Annotated in this window: 16 protein-coding genes and 2 pseudogenes; 12 read left to right on the top strand and 6 right to left on the bottom strand. The window is 58.8% G+C overall.

Annotation, left to right across the window (positions count from 1 at the left end; all coding sequences use genetic code 11):
- The first annotated feature begins 353 nt into the window (after nucleotides 1-353).
- From radC to C4J85_RS13425, 8 genes are all read left to right on the top strand, one after another.
- Nucleotides 354-857: a DNA repair protein RadC gene (radC, locus tag C4J85_RS13460; RefSeq protein WP_124409869.1), complete on the top strand. Its 504-nt coding sequence runs from the start codon at nucleotides 354-356 to the stop codon at nucleotides 855-857.
- Nucleotides 858-922: 65 nt separating this feature from the next.
- Nucleotides 923-1201, top strand: a complete 279-nt coding sequence (locus C4J85_RS13455; protein ID WP_124409868.1) for a DUF1778 domain-containing protein — start codon at nucleotides 923-925, stop codon at nucleotides 1199-1201.
- A complete protein-coding gene (locus tag C4J85_RS13450) occupies nucleotides 1201-1698 on the top strand; it encodes a GNAT family N-acetyltransferase (RefSeq protein ID WP_256657914.1) in 498 nt (165 codons plus the stop codon). The genes C4J85_RS13455 and C4J85_RS13450 overlap by 1 nt, the downstream gene beginning before the upstream one ends.
- Before the next feature lie 251 nt (nucleotides 1699-1949).
- The gene (locus tag C4J85_RS13445; RefSeq protein WP_124409866.1) at nucleotides 1950-2249 is read left to right on the top strand and encodes a hypothetical protein; all 300 of its coding nucleotides are present in this window, start codon (nucleotides 1950-1952) and stop codon (nucleotides 2247-2249) included.
- A 133-nt stretch (nucleotides 2250-2382) separates the two neighbouring features.
- On the top strand, nucleotides 2383-3321 hold the full coding sequence (locus C4J85_RS13440) for a TIGR03756 family integrating conjugative element protein (RefSeq protein ID WP_124409865.1): 939 nt from the start codon (nucleotides 2383-2385) through the stop codon (nucleotides 3319-3321).
- On the top strand, nucleotides 3318-4673 hold the full coding sequence (locus tag C4J85_RS13435) for an integrating conjugative element protein (protein WP_124409864.1): 1356 nt from the start codon (nucleotides 3318-3320) through the stop codon (nucleotides 4671-4673). The genes C4J85_RS13440 and C4J85_RS13435 overlap by 4 nt, the downstream gene beginning before the upstream one ends.
- A 1-nt stretch (nucleotide 4674) precedes the next feature.
- A complete protein-coding gene (locus tag C4J85_RS13430) occupies nucleotides 4675-5016 on the top strand; it encodes a hypothetical protein (RefSeq protein WP_124409863.1) in 342 nt (113 codons plus the stop codon).
- Nucleotides 5013-6518, top strand: a complete 1506-nt coding sequence (locus tag C4J85_RS13425) for a conjugal transfer protein TraG N-terminal domain-containing protein (protein WP_124409862.1) — start codon at nucleotides 5013-5015, stop codon at nucleotides 6516-6518. Before C4J85_RS13430 ends, C4J85_RS13425 begins: the two co-directional genes overlap by 4 nt.
- 27 nt (nucleotides 6519-6545) lie before the next feature.
- On the opposite strand, the gene C4J85_RS13420 is transcribed toward C4J85_RS13425, so the two are convergent.
- On the bottom strand, nucleotides 6546-6908 hold the full coding sequence (locus C4J85_RS13420; protein ID WP_124409861.1) for a DUF3742 family protein: 363 nt from the start codon (nucleotides 6906-6908) through the stop codon (nucleotides 6546-6548).
- A gap of 219 nt (nucleotides 6909-7127) precedes the next feature.
- Between C4J85_RS13420 and mobH the strand changes: the two genes are divergently transcribed.
- A complete protein-coding gene (mobH, locus tag C4J85_RS13415; RefSeq protein WP_124409860.1) occupies nucleotides 7128-8813 on the top strand; it encodes a MobH family relaxase in 1686 nt (561 codons plus the stop codon).
- A 249-nt stretch (nucleotides 8814-9062) separates the two neighbouring features.
- Nucleotides 9063-9308 (top strand): annotated as a pseudogene (locus tag C4J85_RS13410) (aldehyde dehydrogenase family protein); the annotation flags it as partial.
- Nucleotides 9309-10187: 879 nt separating this feature from the next.
- Here the strand turns inward: C4J85_RS13410 and C4J85_RS13400 are convergent.
- The 5 genes from C4J85_RS13400 to C4J85_RS13380 all read right to left on the bottom strand — a co-directional run bounded on the left by C4J85_RS13400 (nucleotide 10188) and on the right by C4J85_RS13380 (nucleotide 15106).
- Nucleotides 10188-11648 (bottom strand): YncE family protein, encoded by a 1461-nt coding sequence (locus C4J85_RS13400; RefSeq protein WP_124409859.1) that lies wholly within the window; start codon nucleotides 11646-11648, stop codon nucleotides 10188-10190.
- A gap of 27 nt (nucleotides 11649-11675) precedes the next feature.
- Nucleotides 11676-12119, bottom strand: a complete 444-nt coding sequence (locus C4J85_RS13395; RefSeq protein WP_218567710.1) for a DUF305 domain-containing protein — start codon at nucleotides 12117-12119, stop codon at nucleotides 11676-11678.
- 80 nt (nucleotides 12120-12199) lie between these two features.
- Nucleotides 12200-13216, bottom strand: coding sequence for an alpha/beta hydrolase (locus C4J85_RS13390; RefSeq protein ID WP_124409858.1), 1017 nt, complete (start codon nucleotides 13214-13216; stop codon nucleotides 12200-12202).
- Nucleotides 13217-13288: 72 nt separating this feature from the next.
- Nucleotides 13289-14251: a quinone oxidoreductase gene (locus tag C4J85_RS13385; protein WP_124409857.1), complete on the bottom strand. Its 963-nt coding sequence runs from the start codon at nucleotides 14249-14251 to the stop codon at nucleotides 13289-13291.
- 105 nt (nucleotides 14252-14356) lie between these two features.
- A complete protein-coding gene (locus tag C4J85_RS13380; protein WP_124409856.1) occupies nucleotides 14357-15106 on the bottom strand; it encodes an SDR family NAD(P)-dependent oxidoreductase in 750 nt (249 codons plus the stop codon).
- A 162-nt stretch (nucleotides 15107-15268) separates the two neighbouring features.
- Here C4J85_RS13380 and C4J85_RS13375 point away from each other — a divergent pair, with 162 nt between their 5' ends.
- Entirely contained in the window at nucleotides 15269-16174 is a 906-nt protein-coding gene (locus C4J85_RS13375; protein ID WP_124409855.1) for a LysR family transcriptional regulator, read from the top strand.
- A gap of 18 nt (nucleotides 16175-16192) precedes the next feature.
- Nucleotides 16193-17229 (top strand): annotated as a pseudogene (locus tag C4J85_RS13370) (transposase); the annotation flags it as partial.
- Between the last annotated feature and the right edge of the window lies 1 nt (nucleotide 17230).

Below are 17230 nucleotides of genomic sequence, written 5' to 3'. Positions count from 1 at the left end.
ACTGGGAAGTACTCAGGCTATTCCGGAGAAATGACGTCGCAACCCAACCCGGATGGCACCTTCACCCGAACACTGAAACTCTCCCGCCAACGGCCTTAAAAAAGCGTAGCGCGACAGATTCCATTAATGCTGGAGCCTGGTTGGCGCGCTCGGTTTACTGCGTCCAAAGTCGTTGTGTTGCCTGGCCCTGCCAGGCAACCGCCCAGGTGGTCGCAATCTTCAAGACCACGACGCAGCATCACCGCGTTGATCCAGCGTTCCTGCCGCCCTGTTCCGGGCGCGATTTTTTCATCACACCCTCGGGGTTCCATGCCCCTTGGGCCGGGACCCTGTCATTCGTTCAGGAGATTCCCATGAGCGTGTCACTTTCCACCTGCATTGTTCCGCCACAGGCCACCCCATCCACAGCATTGACGGTAAATGAAGAGCAACTGGTCCACCAAGCTCTCCGCGTGCTGGAGCAGCGCCTGTTCCAACGCGGGCCTCGCCTGATAGACCCACAGAGCGTGCGTCACTACCTACGCCTGGCGCTGGCCGGCGAAAAGAACGAAGTGTTTGCCGTGCTGTTCCTCGACACCAGACATCGCGTCCTCGCCTTCGAACCTCTGTTCCAAGGCACCGTTGACAGCGCAGCCGTGTATCCACGATATGTCGTTCAGCGCGCCCTGGCACACAACAGTGCCGCCGTGATTTTGGTCCATAACCATCCATCTGGATGTGCCGAACCCAGCCATAACGACGTGGTTATGACCCAACAGCTGAAAATACTGTTGGAAGGCATCCAAGTCCGGGTACTTGACCATTTCATCATCGGCGAGGGCGAGCCGTATTCCTTTGCCGAATCCGGTCGCCTTTGATGGCCCTTTCTTGCATGTACGCACAATGTGCTAACATTTATTTATCTTCACTGGAGACCCTGAAGATGACCATCAGCACGCCGCGCAGCTCCCGACTCGGCCTGCGCACTACCCCACAGCAAGACACCGTCCTGCGTCGGGCGGCCAAATTGGCTAACAAATCGTTAACCGATTTCATCCTCGACAGTGCCTGTCAGGTCGCCGAGCAGACCCTGCTCGATCAGCGGCTGTTCCTGCTCGACGGCGAACAAGCTCAGGCCTTTGTAGAGCTGCTCGACCGGCCCGTACAGGACAATCCTGGCCTACAGGACCTGCTGAGCCGTCCTGCACCCTGGAGCAACTGATGCTCTGTGCCCCGCAACCGTTGGATGCCAGCCATGTGCTGGAATCCTTCGACTGCGGTAAACCGGTGCTTAACGAGTGGCTGATCCGACATGCCCGCCAGGCACAATCCAGCGGTTCGGCCCGAACCTTCGTGGTACTGGACGACCGGCGACTGGTCGGGTATTTCAGTCTGACCGTTGGCCAAGTCGATGTCCTCACGGCCCCGGAACGGATCAGCCGTGGCATGGGCCGCTATCCAATCCCCGTGGCGATCCTGGCACGCATGGCGGTATCGGGTGTCGATCAGGGCCGCGGTATCGGTGTCGGGATGTTGCGCGAGGCGATTGCGCGCACGTTGACGGTAGCCGATCAGGTCGGTGTGCGGGCCTTGCTGACCCATCCATTGGATGAGGAGGCGGCACGCTTCTACCGGCGGTTCGGCTTCGAATCCTCCCCAGCCAGCGAATCGCAACTGCTGTTGCTGCTCAAAGACGCGCGCACCCTACTCGTACGCTGAACCTCAAGGCGCTCTACTCAGGCGCCTTTTTCATCCAATCGGTCGACAACACTACGCATTTGTAGCCCATTTCCGACAGACCACAAACACTTCCCCGTGGGCTCCATCTGGATTTCGTCCGGCTGATTGTGGGCGCATTCGCACGCCCATAGACTCCGCCGCCGTAGGGCAACTCCCTGTTCCCTAGACGATTCCCACAGACGGCACGTAGCACAGCTTGCTGCCGCCTAGACCCGCAAGGAGCCACATCCATGACCAGAACCTCAACTGCCGTGCTGCTCATCGCCCTGACCAGTCTGCTGGCAGGCTGCGCCACGAACCCAAATGTCCTGCAGATCCACAAGGTCACCGCCGAAACGATCGGTCTGGCCTCTACCGATGAACTGATCATGGGCCCGGTGACCAAAGGCAAGGAAGATTTCCTCGGCGGTGCTGAGCTGACGTTCCAGGCCACCACCGCCAAGGGCCGGGTATTCAACTGCTCGACGTTTATGACCCCAGGCATCCTGCTGGATCCACCGACGTACTCGCGACTGACCTGCACCAAATAAGCCCGACTACCGGTGCGAGCATCGCGCGCACCGGCCCGCAATAAGGGTATCGGTCGCAGCGCATAGTGCGGCGACATCCTTTGCCTCTCCCCTTCAACTACCCCTTGAATTCCTCAATCGGTAGTTGCTCCCCATGTACCGTCGACACCCTTTACCCGCTGCAGCAAGCCTGGCACTGCTCGCCGTGGTCAGCAGCGCCACCGCCATCGACAGCGCCACTCTCGCCCGCTCCAGCCTGTCCCCGGACTGCCTGGCTTACCGCATTGTCGGCGTGTGCTACTGGCTGCGCTGCACACCCTACGGCTGCAAGGTCAAAACCTCGGTGAAGGTGCGTCACTATGTGCCGGACGCGGTGGTGTCGAGCTATGCCGATACCGGCGCAAACCCGTGGCGCGAAGTCGCGTTGATGAGCCCACCCCATCCTTCGGCACAGGGCGGCGGCGACAGCACGACCAATCAAGCCAACCAAAACGCGCTGCTCAAGTTCAAGAATGCGGACGTGATCGGCCATCCGGGCACGCTGCTGTTCAATCGCTTCGCCAGCCAGTTCGGCTACAGCTGCACCGGTGCCGGCACCGCGTATAGGCCGTATCTGCTGAGCAGTTTCGACTTCCTCGCCTGGCGCTACAACGTTCCCGAGATGGTCTATCCGGAGGCATTGACACTCGGTCAGCGCGAAGTGGGTGTCACCGGGGATCTGTGGGGCAGCGTATATCCGCGCGGTGGTTTCCTGCAGCAGGCCGACGATTACAAAGCTGCAGCCGTGGTCGCCCAGCGCGCTGGCGATGTCGTCACCCGCAGCGGCCAGCCACATCTGTATCAGTCCTTGCTGACCCAGGCGCAACCGGGTTACTGGCCGGCCGGCGCACTGCGCGAGAACGATGCCGACAGCGGAAAATGGCAGCGGCTGCAACCAAATCTGTCGATGAGCTGTGCGGTGTTTCCCAATACTGACGCGCTGCCGCAGGCCGAGGACGGCGCGTATGTCTGGGGCTTGTGGCGCCCGTATAGCTGTTGCAAACGCGAGGGCCAGTTGTTTCTCGGCAGCACTGGTACCAGGGGTGAACGATGAGGAGCCGCTACCCCGCCGCACTGCTGATCTGCGGGCTGCTGTGCCTCCCGACCTACGCCAACGATCCCAACTTCGGCGCCAGCGGCAGCGTGATCGGCGACGACGTGCTCTACAGCATCGGTGGTGGCCGCGCCGTGCCAATGGGCCCAGGGGCGAATATGCGCAGCCTCGGGGTCGGCGTAGGCTGGAGCAGCAACATGATCTGCGGTGACATGAGCCTGGAGACCACTCTGCAGAACCAGCTGAATGGCATTACCAACGGCTTCCAGTCGATCATGAGCAGCGTGATCCAGAACGCCACCAGCGCCGTCGCCTCCCTGCCCGCCTTGATCATCCAGCGTGCCAACCCCGGCCTGTACAACCTGCTGACCAACGGAATTTTGCAGGCGCGGCTGGACTTCGACCGTTCCAAATCCACCTGCCGCGCGATTGCCAACCGCATGGCCGATATTGCCGGCAAGCAGTCAGGCTGGGAGCAACTGGCCGAAGGCATGGCGCTGAAAGAAGCTACCAGCAAGACCGATGCCGTGGCGGCGATTGAGGAGACTGAAGCCAAGCGCGGCAATCGTGGCGTGCCCTGGGTCGGCGGCGGGCAAGCCGGCGGCACCGGACAGCCGCCGATCAAAGTAGTCAGTGATGTGACCCGCGCTGGCTACAACCTGCTCAACGGTCGCAGCGCCACCGATACCTCCTCGATTCCAAGCGCCAATTGCAGCGGTCGCTTGAGCTGCCAGAGCTGGTCGTCGCCCCAGGCCGCAGCGGAATGGGCCAACCGCGTATTGGGCGAGCAGGTGCAGCGCACTTGCGACGGTTGCAGCAAGACCGACAGCACGCCGGGCACCGGGCTGACCCCGTTGATTCAGGAGGAGTACGACGCCAAACTCATGGCCCTGTTGGATCTGGTCAGCAAGCGCGTACCAACCACCCCGGCCAACCTGGAGGCCGCCGGCAGCAACGCGTTGCCGGTGACACGGGGACTGATTGAGGCGCTGCGCGAGGAACCCGATCAGGATCTGTTGGGCAAGCGCCTGGCTTCGGAAGTGGCATTGTCCAGCGTGCTGGAGAAAGCCCTGCTGTTGCAGCGTACGCTGCTGACCGGGCGCCAGGAACCGAATGTGGCAGCCAACGAGCTGGCGCAGCAGGCAGTAGCCCAGGAGAGCGACATGCTGACCCTGGAAATCCAGAACCTGAAGACCGAACTAGAGCTGCGCCGCAGCCTGGCGGCCAATGCTGCGAGCGAGATCTTGCGGCGCAATCAACTGCGCATCGAAGGTTCGCGCGGCGTGTATCAGGGCGATCCGCAACGCAACCGCATCGAGCAGATCGAACAGCCCGCCGAGGGAGTCCGCTGAGATGCGTTGGCCGGACCTCAAGTACCTGCGCCCATTGGGCCGTGGTGCGGTGTGGGTCCTGGGCCTGCTGTCCGCGACCATGCTGATTAATGTGCTCGCCATCCGCCTGCTGGGTGATGTGCAGGGCTGGAGCAACTGGCTGCGCGATTATGCAGTGGGCTTGCTGCTCTGGCGGTTGAGCCTATACGCAGCACTCATCTGCAGCTGGCGCTGGATGCGCGCTCGCCTGCTACAGCGCGAACCCGAAGCCGCTGCACGCCTGTGCCGCGCCGAATGCGCTGGCATAGCCGCATTGGTATTGCTGGAAATCAGCAATGCCTTTTGGGGGCCGGAGGCAATATGACCCTGACCACCACCGACTATCTGGAGTACTACCTGACCTTGGTGGGCTGGATCGTCAACAATGGCCTATGGCAGGTGCTGGTGGCCAGCGGCGTATTTGCGCTGCCTTTTCTCGCCATCATCCTCCAGGAATGGCTGCGCGCCCGCGCCGAAGGGGCCGATGAAGGCAACAAGGGTGTGCTGTCGGCGATGCGCATCGAGAATCGGGTGTGGGTGGCGATTGTAGTGATCCTGTTCGCAGCCATCCCGTTTATCCCGGTAGGCCTGAGCACTCTGAAGTTCGATGAAAGCCGCTCGCAGCAATGCCAGGTGCGCGTCGTCGCGCCCAAGGAAACCGGCTGGGACAGCGCCTTCACTACCCTCAACAACCAGAGCGCCGAAGTACCGGTGTGGTGGTTCTTTATGCATTCGTTGTCCAAGGCGGTGACCGGTGCGGCAGTGGCCTCGATCCCCTGTAGGGCGGACCTGAGGCAGATGCGCATGGCCATCGACGGTGCACGAATCAACGACCCGCTGCTGGCCCAGGAAGTGGCCGACTTCACCCGCGACTGCTACGCCCGCGCCCGTGCACGATTGTTTATGGACCGCCCCGCGCTGAGCGATGAACAGATGAACGGGGTCAGTTGGATCGGCTCACGCTATTTCCTGGACACTCCCGGTTTCTACGACCGCTACCGCTCCAACACCCCGCGCAGCGCGTGGCCGTATGACGCCAACCGCGATGCGGGACTGGCACAGGTGCCGGACGGTGGCGGTTATCCGGATTGCCGGCAATGGTGGACAGATGCCGACAGTGGTTTACGCTCGCGCCTGTTGCAGCAAGTGGATGCGGACCTGCTGACACGCCTGTCACGCTGGGCCAGTTTTATCCCTCGTACGCAAGTCGATGATGCCGTGATCCGCGCGGTGGCCGCGCCCCGCCAGCAGGTGATGAACCAGGGCCAGGTGTACAACGACTACGGCGGACAGGTTGAAAAGAGCATCCCCAACATCGTCACCCGCGCCACCGCGGACCTGGGCCTGACCGTGGGCTCGCTGGGCTTCTTCCCGGCCATGGACGTGGTGCGCCAGGCACTGCCGATGGTGTTGTCATTCCTCAAGATGGCCTTGGTAATCTGTCTGCCTTTGGTGCTGGTGATCGGCACCTACGACCTGAAGATCTTGGTGACCGCCACCTGTGTGCAGTTCGCGTTGTTCTTCGTGGATTTCTGGTTCCAGCTGGCACGCTGGATCGACAGCACCATTCTGGACGCGCTCTACGGCAGCGGCTCGCCGCACAGCAACTTCAATGTGTTGTTTGGGTTGAACAATTCGTTTGGGGATATGTTGCTGAATTTTGTAATGGCAATGATGTTCCTTGTGCTTCCCTCTTTCTGGGTAATTGCTCTAGGAATCGCCGGAATTCGAGTTGGAGGTGTGCTTCAAGGCTTGACGACGGCCACGGGAGACGCCAAATCTGCTGGAGGCTCTGGTGCAGGACAAGTGACGAAAGTTTTGAAATGAGGAGATCGCTCTGCCCAAGAATCGACGTTAGTCTTCTTCGGACACGTACGGATCAATGCGAAAACCATCCCGGGTGTACAAACCGAAGCCCGAATGACCATCTCGCCATTCCACATCGGGTGTTCGATACGACAAGTCGCTCCGAGCAACACCCCGACCAACCAGCCACAAGCTGAAGACGATCATGGCCAATACGAGGGAAAAGCTCAGCAGCAAGACAATTGCGCTAAGGCGCAGACACCAGGCGAATGCCCTGGCACCCGGTGCGGGAATCCCAAGCCCAATCAGCCACAAGCGCAACCGCTGCTCCTGTCGCAGCAGGCCTACATAGGCTCTACCCAACCAGCGCCCGACACGCTCGGCTTTACTGTTTTTTGGATGACCGCTCATGGCATCACCTCAATGACAACGGGCTTTTCAGCACTCCAGTTCGACGAAGGACAAGTATCAATGGATACCACAACTTTCCTGGCATTTGCGTGCCGCCCGTCAGCAAAAATGGCTTGAAACGGCGGGCGCAAGGGGCGCAACGGAAGGGTTCGTCAATGGCAAAGGCTCTATCCAGAAAAGGTAAAAGGCACTCCCGCCACGCACACTTTGGAGGACGCCATGTTCAGTTGGTTGCGCCCCCGGAAAGGGGCACCTGAATCGCCCATTGCCGCAGACATCGAACTGCCGAGCGGCTGGTTGCGCCCACAATCGGCGGCAGAGTTGTTGGCCACGCCCCACCGTCAAACACTGATGGAACAAATCTGGCAGCGCACCGCCGTCTCCCTAGCACAATTCGCCGCGTTGTACCGCGCCCCATTGGAACGCTATGCCGAACTGGTACAGCACTTCCCCGCCTCGCAAAGCCATCACCACGCCCACGCCGGTGGCCTGCTGGATCACGGCCTGGAAATCGTCGTCTGCGCGCTGAAGCTGCGCCAGTCACACCTGCTACCGCTGGGCACACCACCCGAGAACCAGGCCCAGCAGGCCGAAGCCTGGACCGCCGGCATCGCCTACGCCTCGTTGCTGCACGATATCGGCAAGCTGGCCACCGACCTGATGGTGGAAGACCAGACCGGTCGACGCTGGCACCCCTGGCACGGCCCTCTGCGACAGCCCTACCGCTTCCGCCACAACCCGGATCGGCAGTATCACCTGCACGGCACCGCGACCGGGCTGCTGGTCAACGCCGTATTGGGTCGCGAACCGCTGGACTGGCTCAGCGGCTTTTCGGAATTATGGGGCGCACTGCTGCACGCTCTGGCCGGGCAGTACGAACACGCCGGAATCCTGGGCGAACTGGTCATCCGCGCCGACCAAGCCTCAGTTGCCCGCGCGCTCGGCGGCGACCCGGTGCAGGCTTTGGCCGCCCCCCGCCACGCTCTGCAACGCAAGCTGATCGACGGCCTGCGCTATCTGCTGCACGAAGTGCTCAAGCTCAACCAACCAGAAGCCTCGGACGGCTGGCTCACCGACGATGCACTCTGGCTGGTAAGCAAAACCGTTTCGGACAAGTTGCGCGCCCATCTGCTATCCCAAGGCATCAGCGGTATTCCCGAACGCAACACCACCCTATTCAACATTTTGCAGGAACACGGCCTGGTGCTGGACAACCCGGAGGGCAAAGCCATCTGGCGCGTCACCGTGCGTAGCGACAGCGGCTGGACGCAGATCTTTACCCTGCTCAAGCTGTCTCCGCATCTCATCTGGGAGCCCGACCAACGTCCGGCGTCGTTCGTCGGCAGTCTACAGGTGGATTCGGCAGCGGCCACCGAAACGTCGGGCACCCCAACCGTCGCAGACGAACCACCACCAGTACCGGCAACACCGACGCCGAGCGCAACGACACTCCTGGTCGCCAAAGGCCCCGAACTTGCGGCCGATTCACCTGGCCAGCAGTTCCTGCACTGGCTGCGCGACGGACTGCATCAAAAACGCCTGGCCCTCAACGCCGCCACGGCGCTGCTGCACACGGTGGACGGCACCCTGTTTCTGGTCAGCCCTGGCATCTTCCGGCGCTACCTGCAGGAACATCCCGAATTGGTCACCACGGCCAAGTCCGAAGGCGTAGCAGACTGGCAATGGCTGCAAAAACAGTTCGAGCGGCTGGGCCAACACCGCAAACGCGCCGACGACCTCAACCTGTGGACATGCGAGGTGTGCGGCTCACGGCCAGGCAAGCGCTTGCACGGCTACTTATTACGCGACCCCCAGGCAGTGATGCAATCGGGCACGTTCGACAACCCTTACCTCCGGTTGATCAGAGACGCGGCGACCCGCCGCCCTCCAAACGTTGATTCGTAATTCTCCGAGAAGGTATCCAAACCGGTCGCGCTTGTTTGAATGTTCGCACTTCCGTGGTGTAACCCAACACAGCCTCAGTGAGGCCGTCCCGTCACACAATGCCCCACCCCGCCTCCGTTTTGACTGTGCACGCCTTGTACATCTGCGTCCCGGCGACTTCTACTAATGCAGGAGGCGCTCGGGGTGCATCGCTACGCCACGCACAGATGGACGCCACCGACATCTGCAAAAACTGGCAGTCATTGAGGGGAACTGCTGGCGTTGATGAACAACACGCCCTACGGATTGAGCGCCAGCCTTTGGTCCAATGATCTGGGCAAGGCGCTGCGGATGGTGCCAGCCATTGAGGCGGGTACGGTGTGGGTGAATATGCATACGTTACTGGATCCGGCGGTGCCGTTTGGGGGGAGTAAATCTTCGGGGGTAGGTCGGGAGTTTGGCAGTGCGTTTATTAAGGACTACACCGAGTTGAAGTCGGTGATGATTCGTTACTGAGAGCGTATTGGATGTTGTGGCGAGGGGGCTTGCTCCCGATAGCGGTGGTTCAGTGACCAATGGGCTGGCTGATAAAGCGCTATCGGGAGCAAGCCCCTCCCACATTAGCGGCCGCAATCGGCGCTGCACCTGGCGGTGCTGGCGCAGGAAGCGGGTTACCCGGACGGCGTTATCAACGTGGTTAGAAGCAAGCAACCGTACGGCCAACTCAGCATGAATCCAGCATGAAGAGCTTGTATAAACCGGTTCGATTTGGTGGTCTTTTCATAGCTAGCGCGTTTCATATGAAAGCCCACCATACCCCGTAAAATACCGCGCCCAAAACAAGCGAAATCCCATAGCTTGCCAGCACATCAGCAAGTCGTCCTGGGTCAGTGTCCAATCAGGGCCAACATTCGCCCTCTTCAAAGTTGTTTGTCCATCCTGATACAAAACACTTTTATTCTGCGGGTCGCCGACCCATCGGGGAAAGAACCGCGAAGCAAAACTAAATAAATATTCATGAAGGGCTGAAGGCCTCGTAGAACGGGGTCTTTGTGGCTTTTCCATTAGTTTGCGAGCTGATTCCTGTAACGCCAATTATCAAGTTACCTAACTTAGCGCCGATTCACGGGCATCTCGAAAAAAACCAAAGGCATACACGTAATGAGCGCAAAGTGGTTGGACAACCTGAAAGTCAGCAAGAAGCTCGGGCTTGGCTTCGCCGCCATTTTGCTTGCCGTTTGAGCCGCCGCCTGCCTTTCGCAAGCCGGAAACTAACACCTGCCCAAAAGGGCTGCTGTCGATATCGGGGTCAGGCATGCACGCAGGAATGGGCTGACTCAATGAACCCTTGGCGTATGAGTGGAAGCCCGGCGAGCAGGCCGGGTTGGATACGGTTTATGGTTTTGCCTGGACTTGGGCCAGCGGGCCGAGGCTGTCTGGCTTTCCAGCCAGCACTACCAAAAACCGACGCTTATCGGGCGCATCGTCCTGAACGATTTGCCGGATAGGGCCGACGGTGTTGACAATGGCAGACCCTGCCGGGTTGGTCATGAACATCGCCAAGGGTTGCAGCCCACCGCTGCCATCGGCCTTGTCCGCCAGCGCAAGCGTGTACGGCTTCTTGGGTTCAAGGCCTGTGACCGCCGCTTGCAGCACTTGAGTCAGCCCTTGGTTGAACAGGGTCACACTGGTGGGCGCTTTGTCCGCGACTTTACCGACCGAGTCGAGCGCCAGGTGCACAGCCTGGCCGGCGAGCCCCAGAGGCTGAAGGTTATCAGTGCCAGAACCCTTGGTCACGGCCTTGGGTACATAGGCGATAGCCTGCGGCGCCTGGCCAATGGGTATGTTCGCAACGACCTTATTACTCAACGTATCGATGACCGCAATTGCATCGGCGTTTTCCAGCCCTACGTAGACACGGGAGCCATCACCTGACGGCCAAACGCCGTGTGGCAGGTTCCCCACGGGAATGGTCGCAAACTTTTCAAAGGTGTCGGAGCGATAGACCTGCACTTCATTGAGTCCGCCAACGGTGATGTAGGCGAAGGAACCATTGGCGTTATTGACCAGGTTGACGTGGTTGGCAATCGGTCCGATGTCGAGTGTCTTGATCAGCTTGAACGGTGGATTGGCTTCGAACACTTGCGCCTTCCCGACATCTTTCAAGGTAAACCAGACTTGCTTCCCATCCGCTGATGCAGCGACGTTCGGGCAGAACGGACTGGCCTGCGCGACATGCCCCACGATCTTGTGGGTAGAAACCGACACCACAACCGTTTCGGGATTGAATGAGGAGCAGATGTAACCATACTGGCCATCCGGTGAGAAAATCTGCATGCCAGGACCCGCGGGCGTCTTGATCCGAGTTTTCTCTTGATAGGTGCGCGCGTCCAGCACAGACACATAATCCTCTCCGCGCACGGTCACCCACACTTCTCTGCCGTCGGGTGTGAAAAACGCTTCGTGGGGTGCGCGGCCCACATAGGTTTTGTGTTTGACGGTATTGGTTTCGGTATCGATGAACGACACGGAGTTGGTGCCGATGGATACGACCGCCAATGTCTTATGGTCGGGTGAGAAGCCCAGACCATGTACGAGCACTTCCCCTTTATACAGAGGGCTGAGATTACCTGGTTGCGGGTCACCCAGGCTGATCAAGCCGAGCAGTTTGTTATCCACGGGGTCCGTGACCGAAAGCGTGTTGGAGAACTGCTCCGCTGCGTAGAGACGATCCTGATGAGTGATTGGAGTATCCTGAGCAGAGGCTTTGCCTGGAATCTGGCCAGCCTGCGTTGCCGCCGATCCAGCCAGCAGCGCCCAGCCAAGCAGACCCAATCGAAGTATTGGCAACTTCATAAGGTGTGTCCTTTTAGTTGAAGATAATCAGGGTGTGACGACGGAGACCTGGGTGGGAGAAGCAATCGATGGCGGCAATGGTTTTCCAATAGCTTGCTGCATCGCCGCTATCTCTTGCTGTTGATCGATGATGATTTCTTGCGCCATGCGCTTGAGCTGCTCGTTATGCCCGTACTTAAGCATCGTCACCGCCATGTCGATAGCACCTTGATGATGCGCGCTCATGCTGGTCACAAAATCCTGATCGACATCGCCGGTGGGCCTGGCATTCATACCCGCCATCATCTTCTCCATGGCGGCGGCGTTCTCGGTGATGAAAGCGGTCTGAGAGTCAACGATAGCGGACGGCATGCCGTGGTCCTGACCCTCATGGGCGTTCGACACCGACAGCCAGCCGGAAGCGGCGAGACACATGGCGCACAAGAGCACACAGCAGCGGCTTTTCTTTTTCAAAACTGCACAAAGTTGCATGATGAACTCTCCTCGAGGCCACTCCGGTAGATGATGTGCCTGGGCCGCTGCTGGCGGTACTCTCCCGCAATGACTAGTAGCTATTTCAAATGCGCTTTTAGCTCTTGCGACGCCTGCAGCATTGCAGAGCGAACCTCCGGCACTTGACTGACCACATTGAGCAAGCCGTAATCGTGGATCATGCCGTTGTATCGCACCGCCGTGACCGGAACACCTGCCTGATCAAGCTTGCGGGCATAGGCTTCGCCTTCATCACGCAATACATCAGAGCCGGCAGTCTGGACCAGCGCGGGCGGCAGACCTTTCAATTGATCCAGTGATGCGCGCAGCGGCGAGGCATAGATCTCACCGCGTTGCTTTGGATCGGTGGTGTAGTTATCCCAGAACCACTTCATCATGTTACGAGTGAGGAAATGCCCTTCAGCGAACTGATTGTAAGAGCCGGTCTCGAAGTTGGCGTCGGTGACCGGCCACAGCAAAACCTGATATCTGATCGCGGGTGTGCCTTTGTCCTTGGCCATCAGGCTGACAACTGCGGCCATGTTGCCGCCGACGCTGTTGCCCACTACAGCAAGACGTTTGCCGTCGACATTTATTCCCTTACCGTGCTCGGCAACCCATTGGGTAGCCGCGTAGGCTTGGTTGATCGCCGTTGGGTAGTGCGCTTCAGGCGAAGGCGTATAGTTGACGAACACCGCCACCGCCCCTGATCCAGCGACCAGATCCCGCACTAGGCGCTCGTGGGTCGGGAAGTCGCCTAACACCCAGCCGCCACCATGAAAGAACATGAACACAGGCAGGGTGCCGGTTACACCCGACGGCCGCACAATCGTGAGTTTGATGTCCTGGCCATTGGCCGAGATGGTCTTCTCGCTGATATCAGCCTTGGGCAAGGTGAGTTTGACTCCAGCTTGGGCACCCGTGAGTACAGCGCGAGCGTCCTTAGGCGAAAGCTGCTCAATTGGCTTCCCACCACCGGAGTTCAACGCGTCGAGAAATGCTTGAGTGTTGTGTTCAACGTCGCTTTCCGCGGCAAATGCGTTACCGACCGCCAGAGCCAAAAGCGAACCCGCGAGCGTTTTGGTGACATTGTTCATACTCATTTCCTTTAAAAAAGTTATTAGTGTTATCAAGTATTTTCTCAACCAAGCTTTAAGCGTGTTTCAGCATCAGGGGATCAGAAGTATCGAGCCGGTGTGTTTGCGTGCTGCGATGGCTTGATGCGCCCGCGCCGCTTCATCCAGTCGATAACGTGTGAGTTCCAGCGGGCCTAATGCTCCCTCCCGGAATCGCTCGAACACTTCGGAGGCCGCCATGTTCTGGTTCTGAGAGTTCACGAACTGCGGCGTTGAGGGTTGGATGTATTGAATGCCTCGCGAAGCAAGTAGCACTGTGTCCGGTGTGGCGGCTCCGGAAGCGTTGCCGACGTGAACAAGCGTTCCCCCGTCGCGGAGTGCGTGAATCGACGCATCCAATGTCAGTTGACCTACGAGGTCGTACACCACATCGACGCCCGCTCCGCCGTTCGCGGACTGTATTCGTTCAGCCAGATTTGGATCATCCGAACGCAAAACTTTATCGAACCCCCAGCTTTCGACGATCCGCTTCTTTTCTGCGGAGCCGACCGTAGCAATGACGGTGGCACCTATTGATTTCGTCCAGCGGGCAAGTAACGTACCCACGCCGCCAGAGGCACCCTGCACAACAATGGTTTCCCCTGCCCGAATCCTGTGAACCTGTTTAACCAGAGCCCAGGCAGTCAGCCCCTTGGATAACAGCCCGGCAGCCTGCTCGCTGGAAATGTCATTGGGCAGCTTGATCAGTGAACTTGCATCGATTACACGCCGCTCCGCATAGGAACCGAGCGCGAAGAAGTAACCCACACGATCACCGACTTTAAGATGGTCCACCTCATAGCCGACGGCCTCTACGACACCAGCAGCCTCTACACCGACGGTGAAGGGCAACTGCACGGGGAAAGTGCCATCTCTGAACATCGTGTCGACGTAATTCACCCCGATAGCTTCCTGGCGTATCGATACCTGTCCCCGAGCAGGATCTTCAAGGGTGAAGGTTTCATATTGAAGGGCAGCTGGGGTCCCCTGTTGGTAAATGCGAACGCGTTGATTCATGGTTACCTCGGTGAAGGAAAACGATGCGAGCGAACCCCGGCCAATCGCGCAGACCTGTCCACGGACGGCATGACTTCAACCTGTGTTCGCTGACGGTCTTATGGGTCAGGCGCTTTGGCCGCCGTCGACATTGAGCGTGGCGCCGGTGATGTAGGAGGCATCCGGGCCTGCAAGGAAGGAGACGGCAGCCGCGATATCTTCCGGCTGTCCGTAGCGACCCAGCGCTGCGAGCCCGGCCAGGAAGGGCGCATGATCGGCCGTCTCGGGATTCATCTCGGTGTTGATGGCGCCTGGTTGGATAACATTTACGGTGATGTTGCGCGGCCCTAGATCTCGTGCCCATCCACGGCTGTAGGCAGCCACTGCCGCTTTGGTCGCGATGTAATCTGCAGCGCCAGGAAATGGCACGTGATCTGCCCCTGTTGTTCCCAGCGAAATGATCCTGCCACCGTCATTCATCAAACCAACTGCAGTGCGCACCGCCGTGACCACGCCGCCTACGTTAACGGCCTGCTGGCGATCAAACGCGGCGATGTCGGCATCAGGGTCGCCAACAGGACCGGTGACGAAAACACCAGCGCTATTGACCAGAATATCCAAGCGACCGAAGTGTCCATGAACCTGTTTGACCAATGTTTTCACCTGGTCGGTATCACCTTGATCAGCCTGAACCGCCAGAGCCTGAACACCTAGGCTTTGAATATCGGCGACGACTTTTTGTGCCTGCTCGGGCGATTTTGCGTAGCTGAAAGCAACATGTGCTCCGTCGGCGGCAAGACGTTTGGCGATGGCGGCACCGATGCCACGAGAACCACCCGTTACCAGTGCAACTTTGCCTTGAAGATGCTGAGCCATTTATAAGATCTCCTCTGAGAGCAATCCGGTATGGATGGCTTCGTTTCGGTGAGATCAATTTATGTGATGGCGGCCTCGGGATAAATCAGCTAGAAACTACACCACTGTTCCTAATATCGTGCTAATCGGGTTAGCGAACCAATTCTTGAATCGGGTAGCAGCATGGATTACTTCACAGCCGTAAAGGCGTTTATTCAGGTGGTGCAGGCAGGAAGCTTCGTCAAGGCTGCACAGGCGCTTAACCTACCTCGTAACACGGTCACCAAACACATTCAATCGCTGGAGAATCATCTTCGCGTCAAATTGTTAAACCGCACGACACGGCGCATTTCGCTTACAAATGACGGCACTGCTTACTATGAGCGGATGGTGCGTGTGGTTGATCAGTGGCTTGAAGCGGAATCGGATCTCGTCAGCGCCCAAGACCGTCCCCATGGACGATTGCGAGTAGACATGGGTTCGACCATGGCGACCATGTTGGTGCTGCCCGCACTCCCGGAATTTCAGAAACGCTACCCCGACCTGAAGCTGGATATCGGAGTGGGCGACCGCCCTGTCGATCTACTGGCTGACCGGGTCGACTGTGTCATTCGCGGCGGTGCATTGAGCGATCCGTCGCTCATTGCCCGTCGCCTGGGCAGCCTGAAATTCGTGACCTGCGCAACGCCGGAATATCTCGCGAATTACGGTATCCCGTTGCATCCGAATGATCTGAGAAAGGGCCACCAGATGGTGCGCTACTTTTTCGCTGGCACCCATCGGCGACTGCCAGTGGAGTTCGTTAGAGCGAATGAACGCATCACGGTCGACGCAGATTATTTCGTGTCGGTGAATGACTCCAACGCACTGCTCACCGCCGCTCTCGCCGGAATGGGGGTGCTACAAACATTAATGTTCATGGCCGAACCGCATTTCAAATCTGGCGCTTTGATTCAGCTGCTAGAAGACTGGACGCTGGAACCCAACCCCATCTACATCGTCTATTCGCCAAATCGGCACCTTAGCGCGCGTGTGCGCGTCTTTGGCGAATGGCTTGTCGAGCTATTCCAAGCCAAAGGGCTGCGTTGACTACATCGGTGCCGACACTCCGAGCGGCAGTTGTGCGAAGAGGCCCATTTGAACCTGGCGTATCGCTGGTTCTGCCGGCTGAGCCTTGAAGATGAAGTCCCTAGCCACTCGACCTTTTCTAAAAAACGACACGGCCGTTTCGGGACAATGATCTATTTCGCTGGTTGTTCAAAGAAGTGCTACGTCGCAGCATGGACGCGGGCCTGGTTAAAGGCGAAGGATTTGCCGTGGACGCCAGCATCATCAAAGCGGATGCAAGTCGGCAGCGCGGCATACCGGATGATGGAGCGGTCAACTGGAGCAATCCGGTCCTGAGCACTCGCGCCGTGCGTGAGTACCTTGAAGTCCTCCATGAAGAGGCTTTGGCCGAAACGCTACCAAAGCGCCTGTCGCTGACGAATCCTCAAGCCCGCTGGACAGCTGCTTCAGGCGGCCCAGCTTTCTATGCTTACTCCACGAATTTTCTGATCGATACCAAGCACGGCGTGATCATGGATGTGGAGCCCACACCGGCTCATCGAACCGCAGAAGTCGAGAGCACGAAGACGACGATCGATCGGGTCGAAGCGCAGTTCGACATCAAGCCAGAGCGCCTCACTGGCGACGCCTCTTACGGTACAGCGCCGATGCGGGCCTGGATGGTGGAGGAAAAGACATCGAACCGCATGTGCCGGTATGGGACAAGACTGAGCGCAAGAACGACAGCTTTTCGAGTAACGATTTCACTGGAATGAAGAGGCCGAGGAATATCGCTGTGCAGCCGGCAACGTATTACGCAACGAATGGCGAGTCTTCAAGAACGAGCGTTCGCACGTCACAAAAACCAACACCATCATCTTCCGATCCAGACAGACCGACTGCGTTGGCTTTCCGATGAAAGCCAAGTGCTGCCCGAACATTTCGATTCGTAAGATCCTCCGTAGAGTCCATCAGGCCGGTCGTGATGTGGCGTCGACGCATCGCGGCGACGCCCGAGTACGTACGCTCTCGCCACGAACGTAAAAAAGGTCGAAATGTTGTTTGCCCATCTCAAGCGCATCCTGAAACTGGATCGCT

This window comes from Pseudomonas sp. R4-34-07 (assembly GCF_003852375.1).
Taxonomy (GTDB): Bacteria; Pseudomonadota; Gammaproteobacteria; order Pseudomonadales; family Pseudomonadaceae; genus Aquipseudomonas.
Note: the sequence above shows the minus strand (reverse complement) of the source record. Positions and strands in the feature narration are given on the sequence as shown.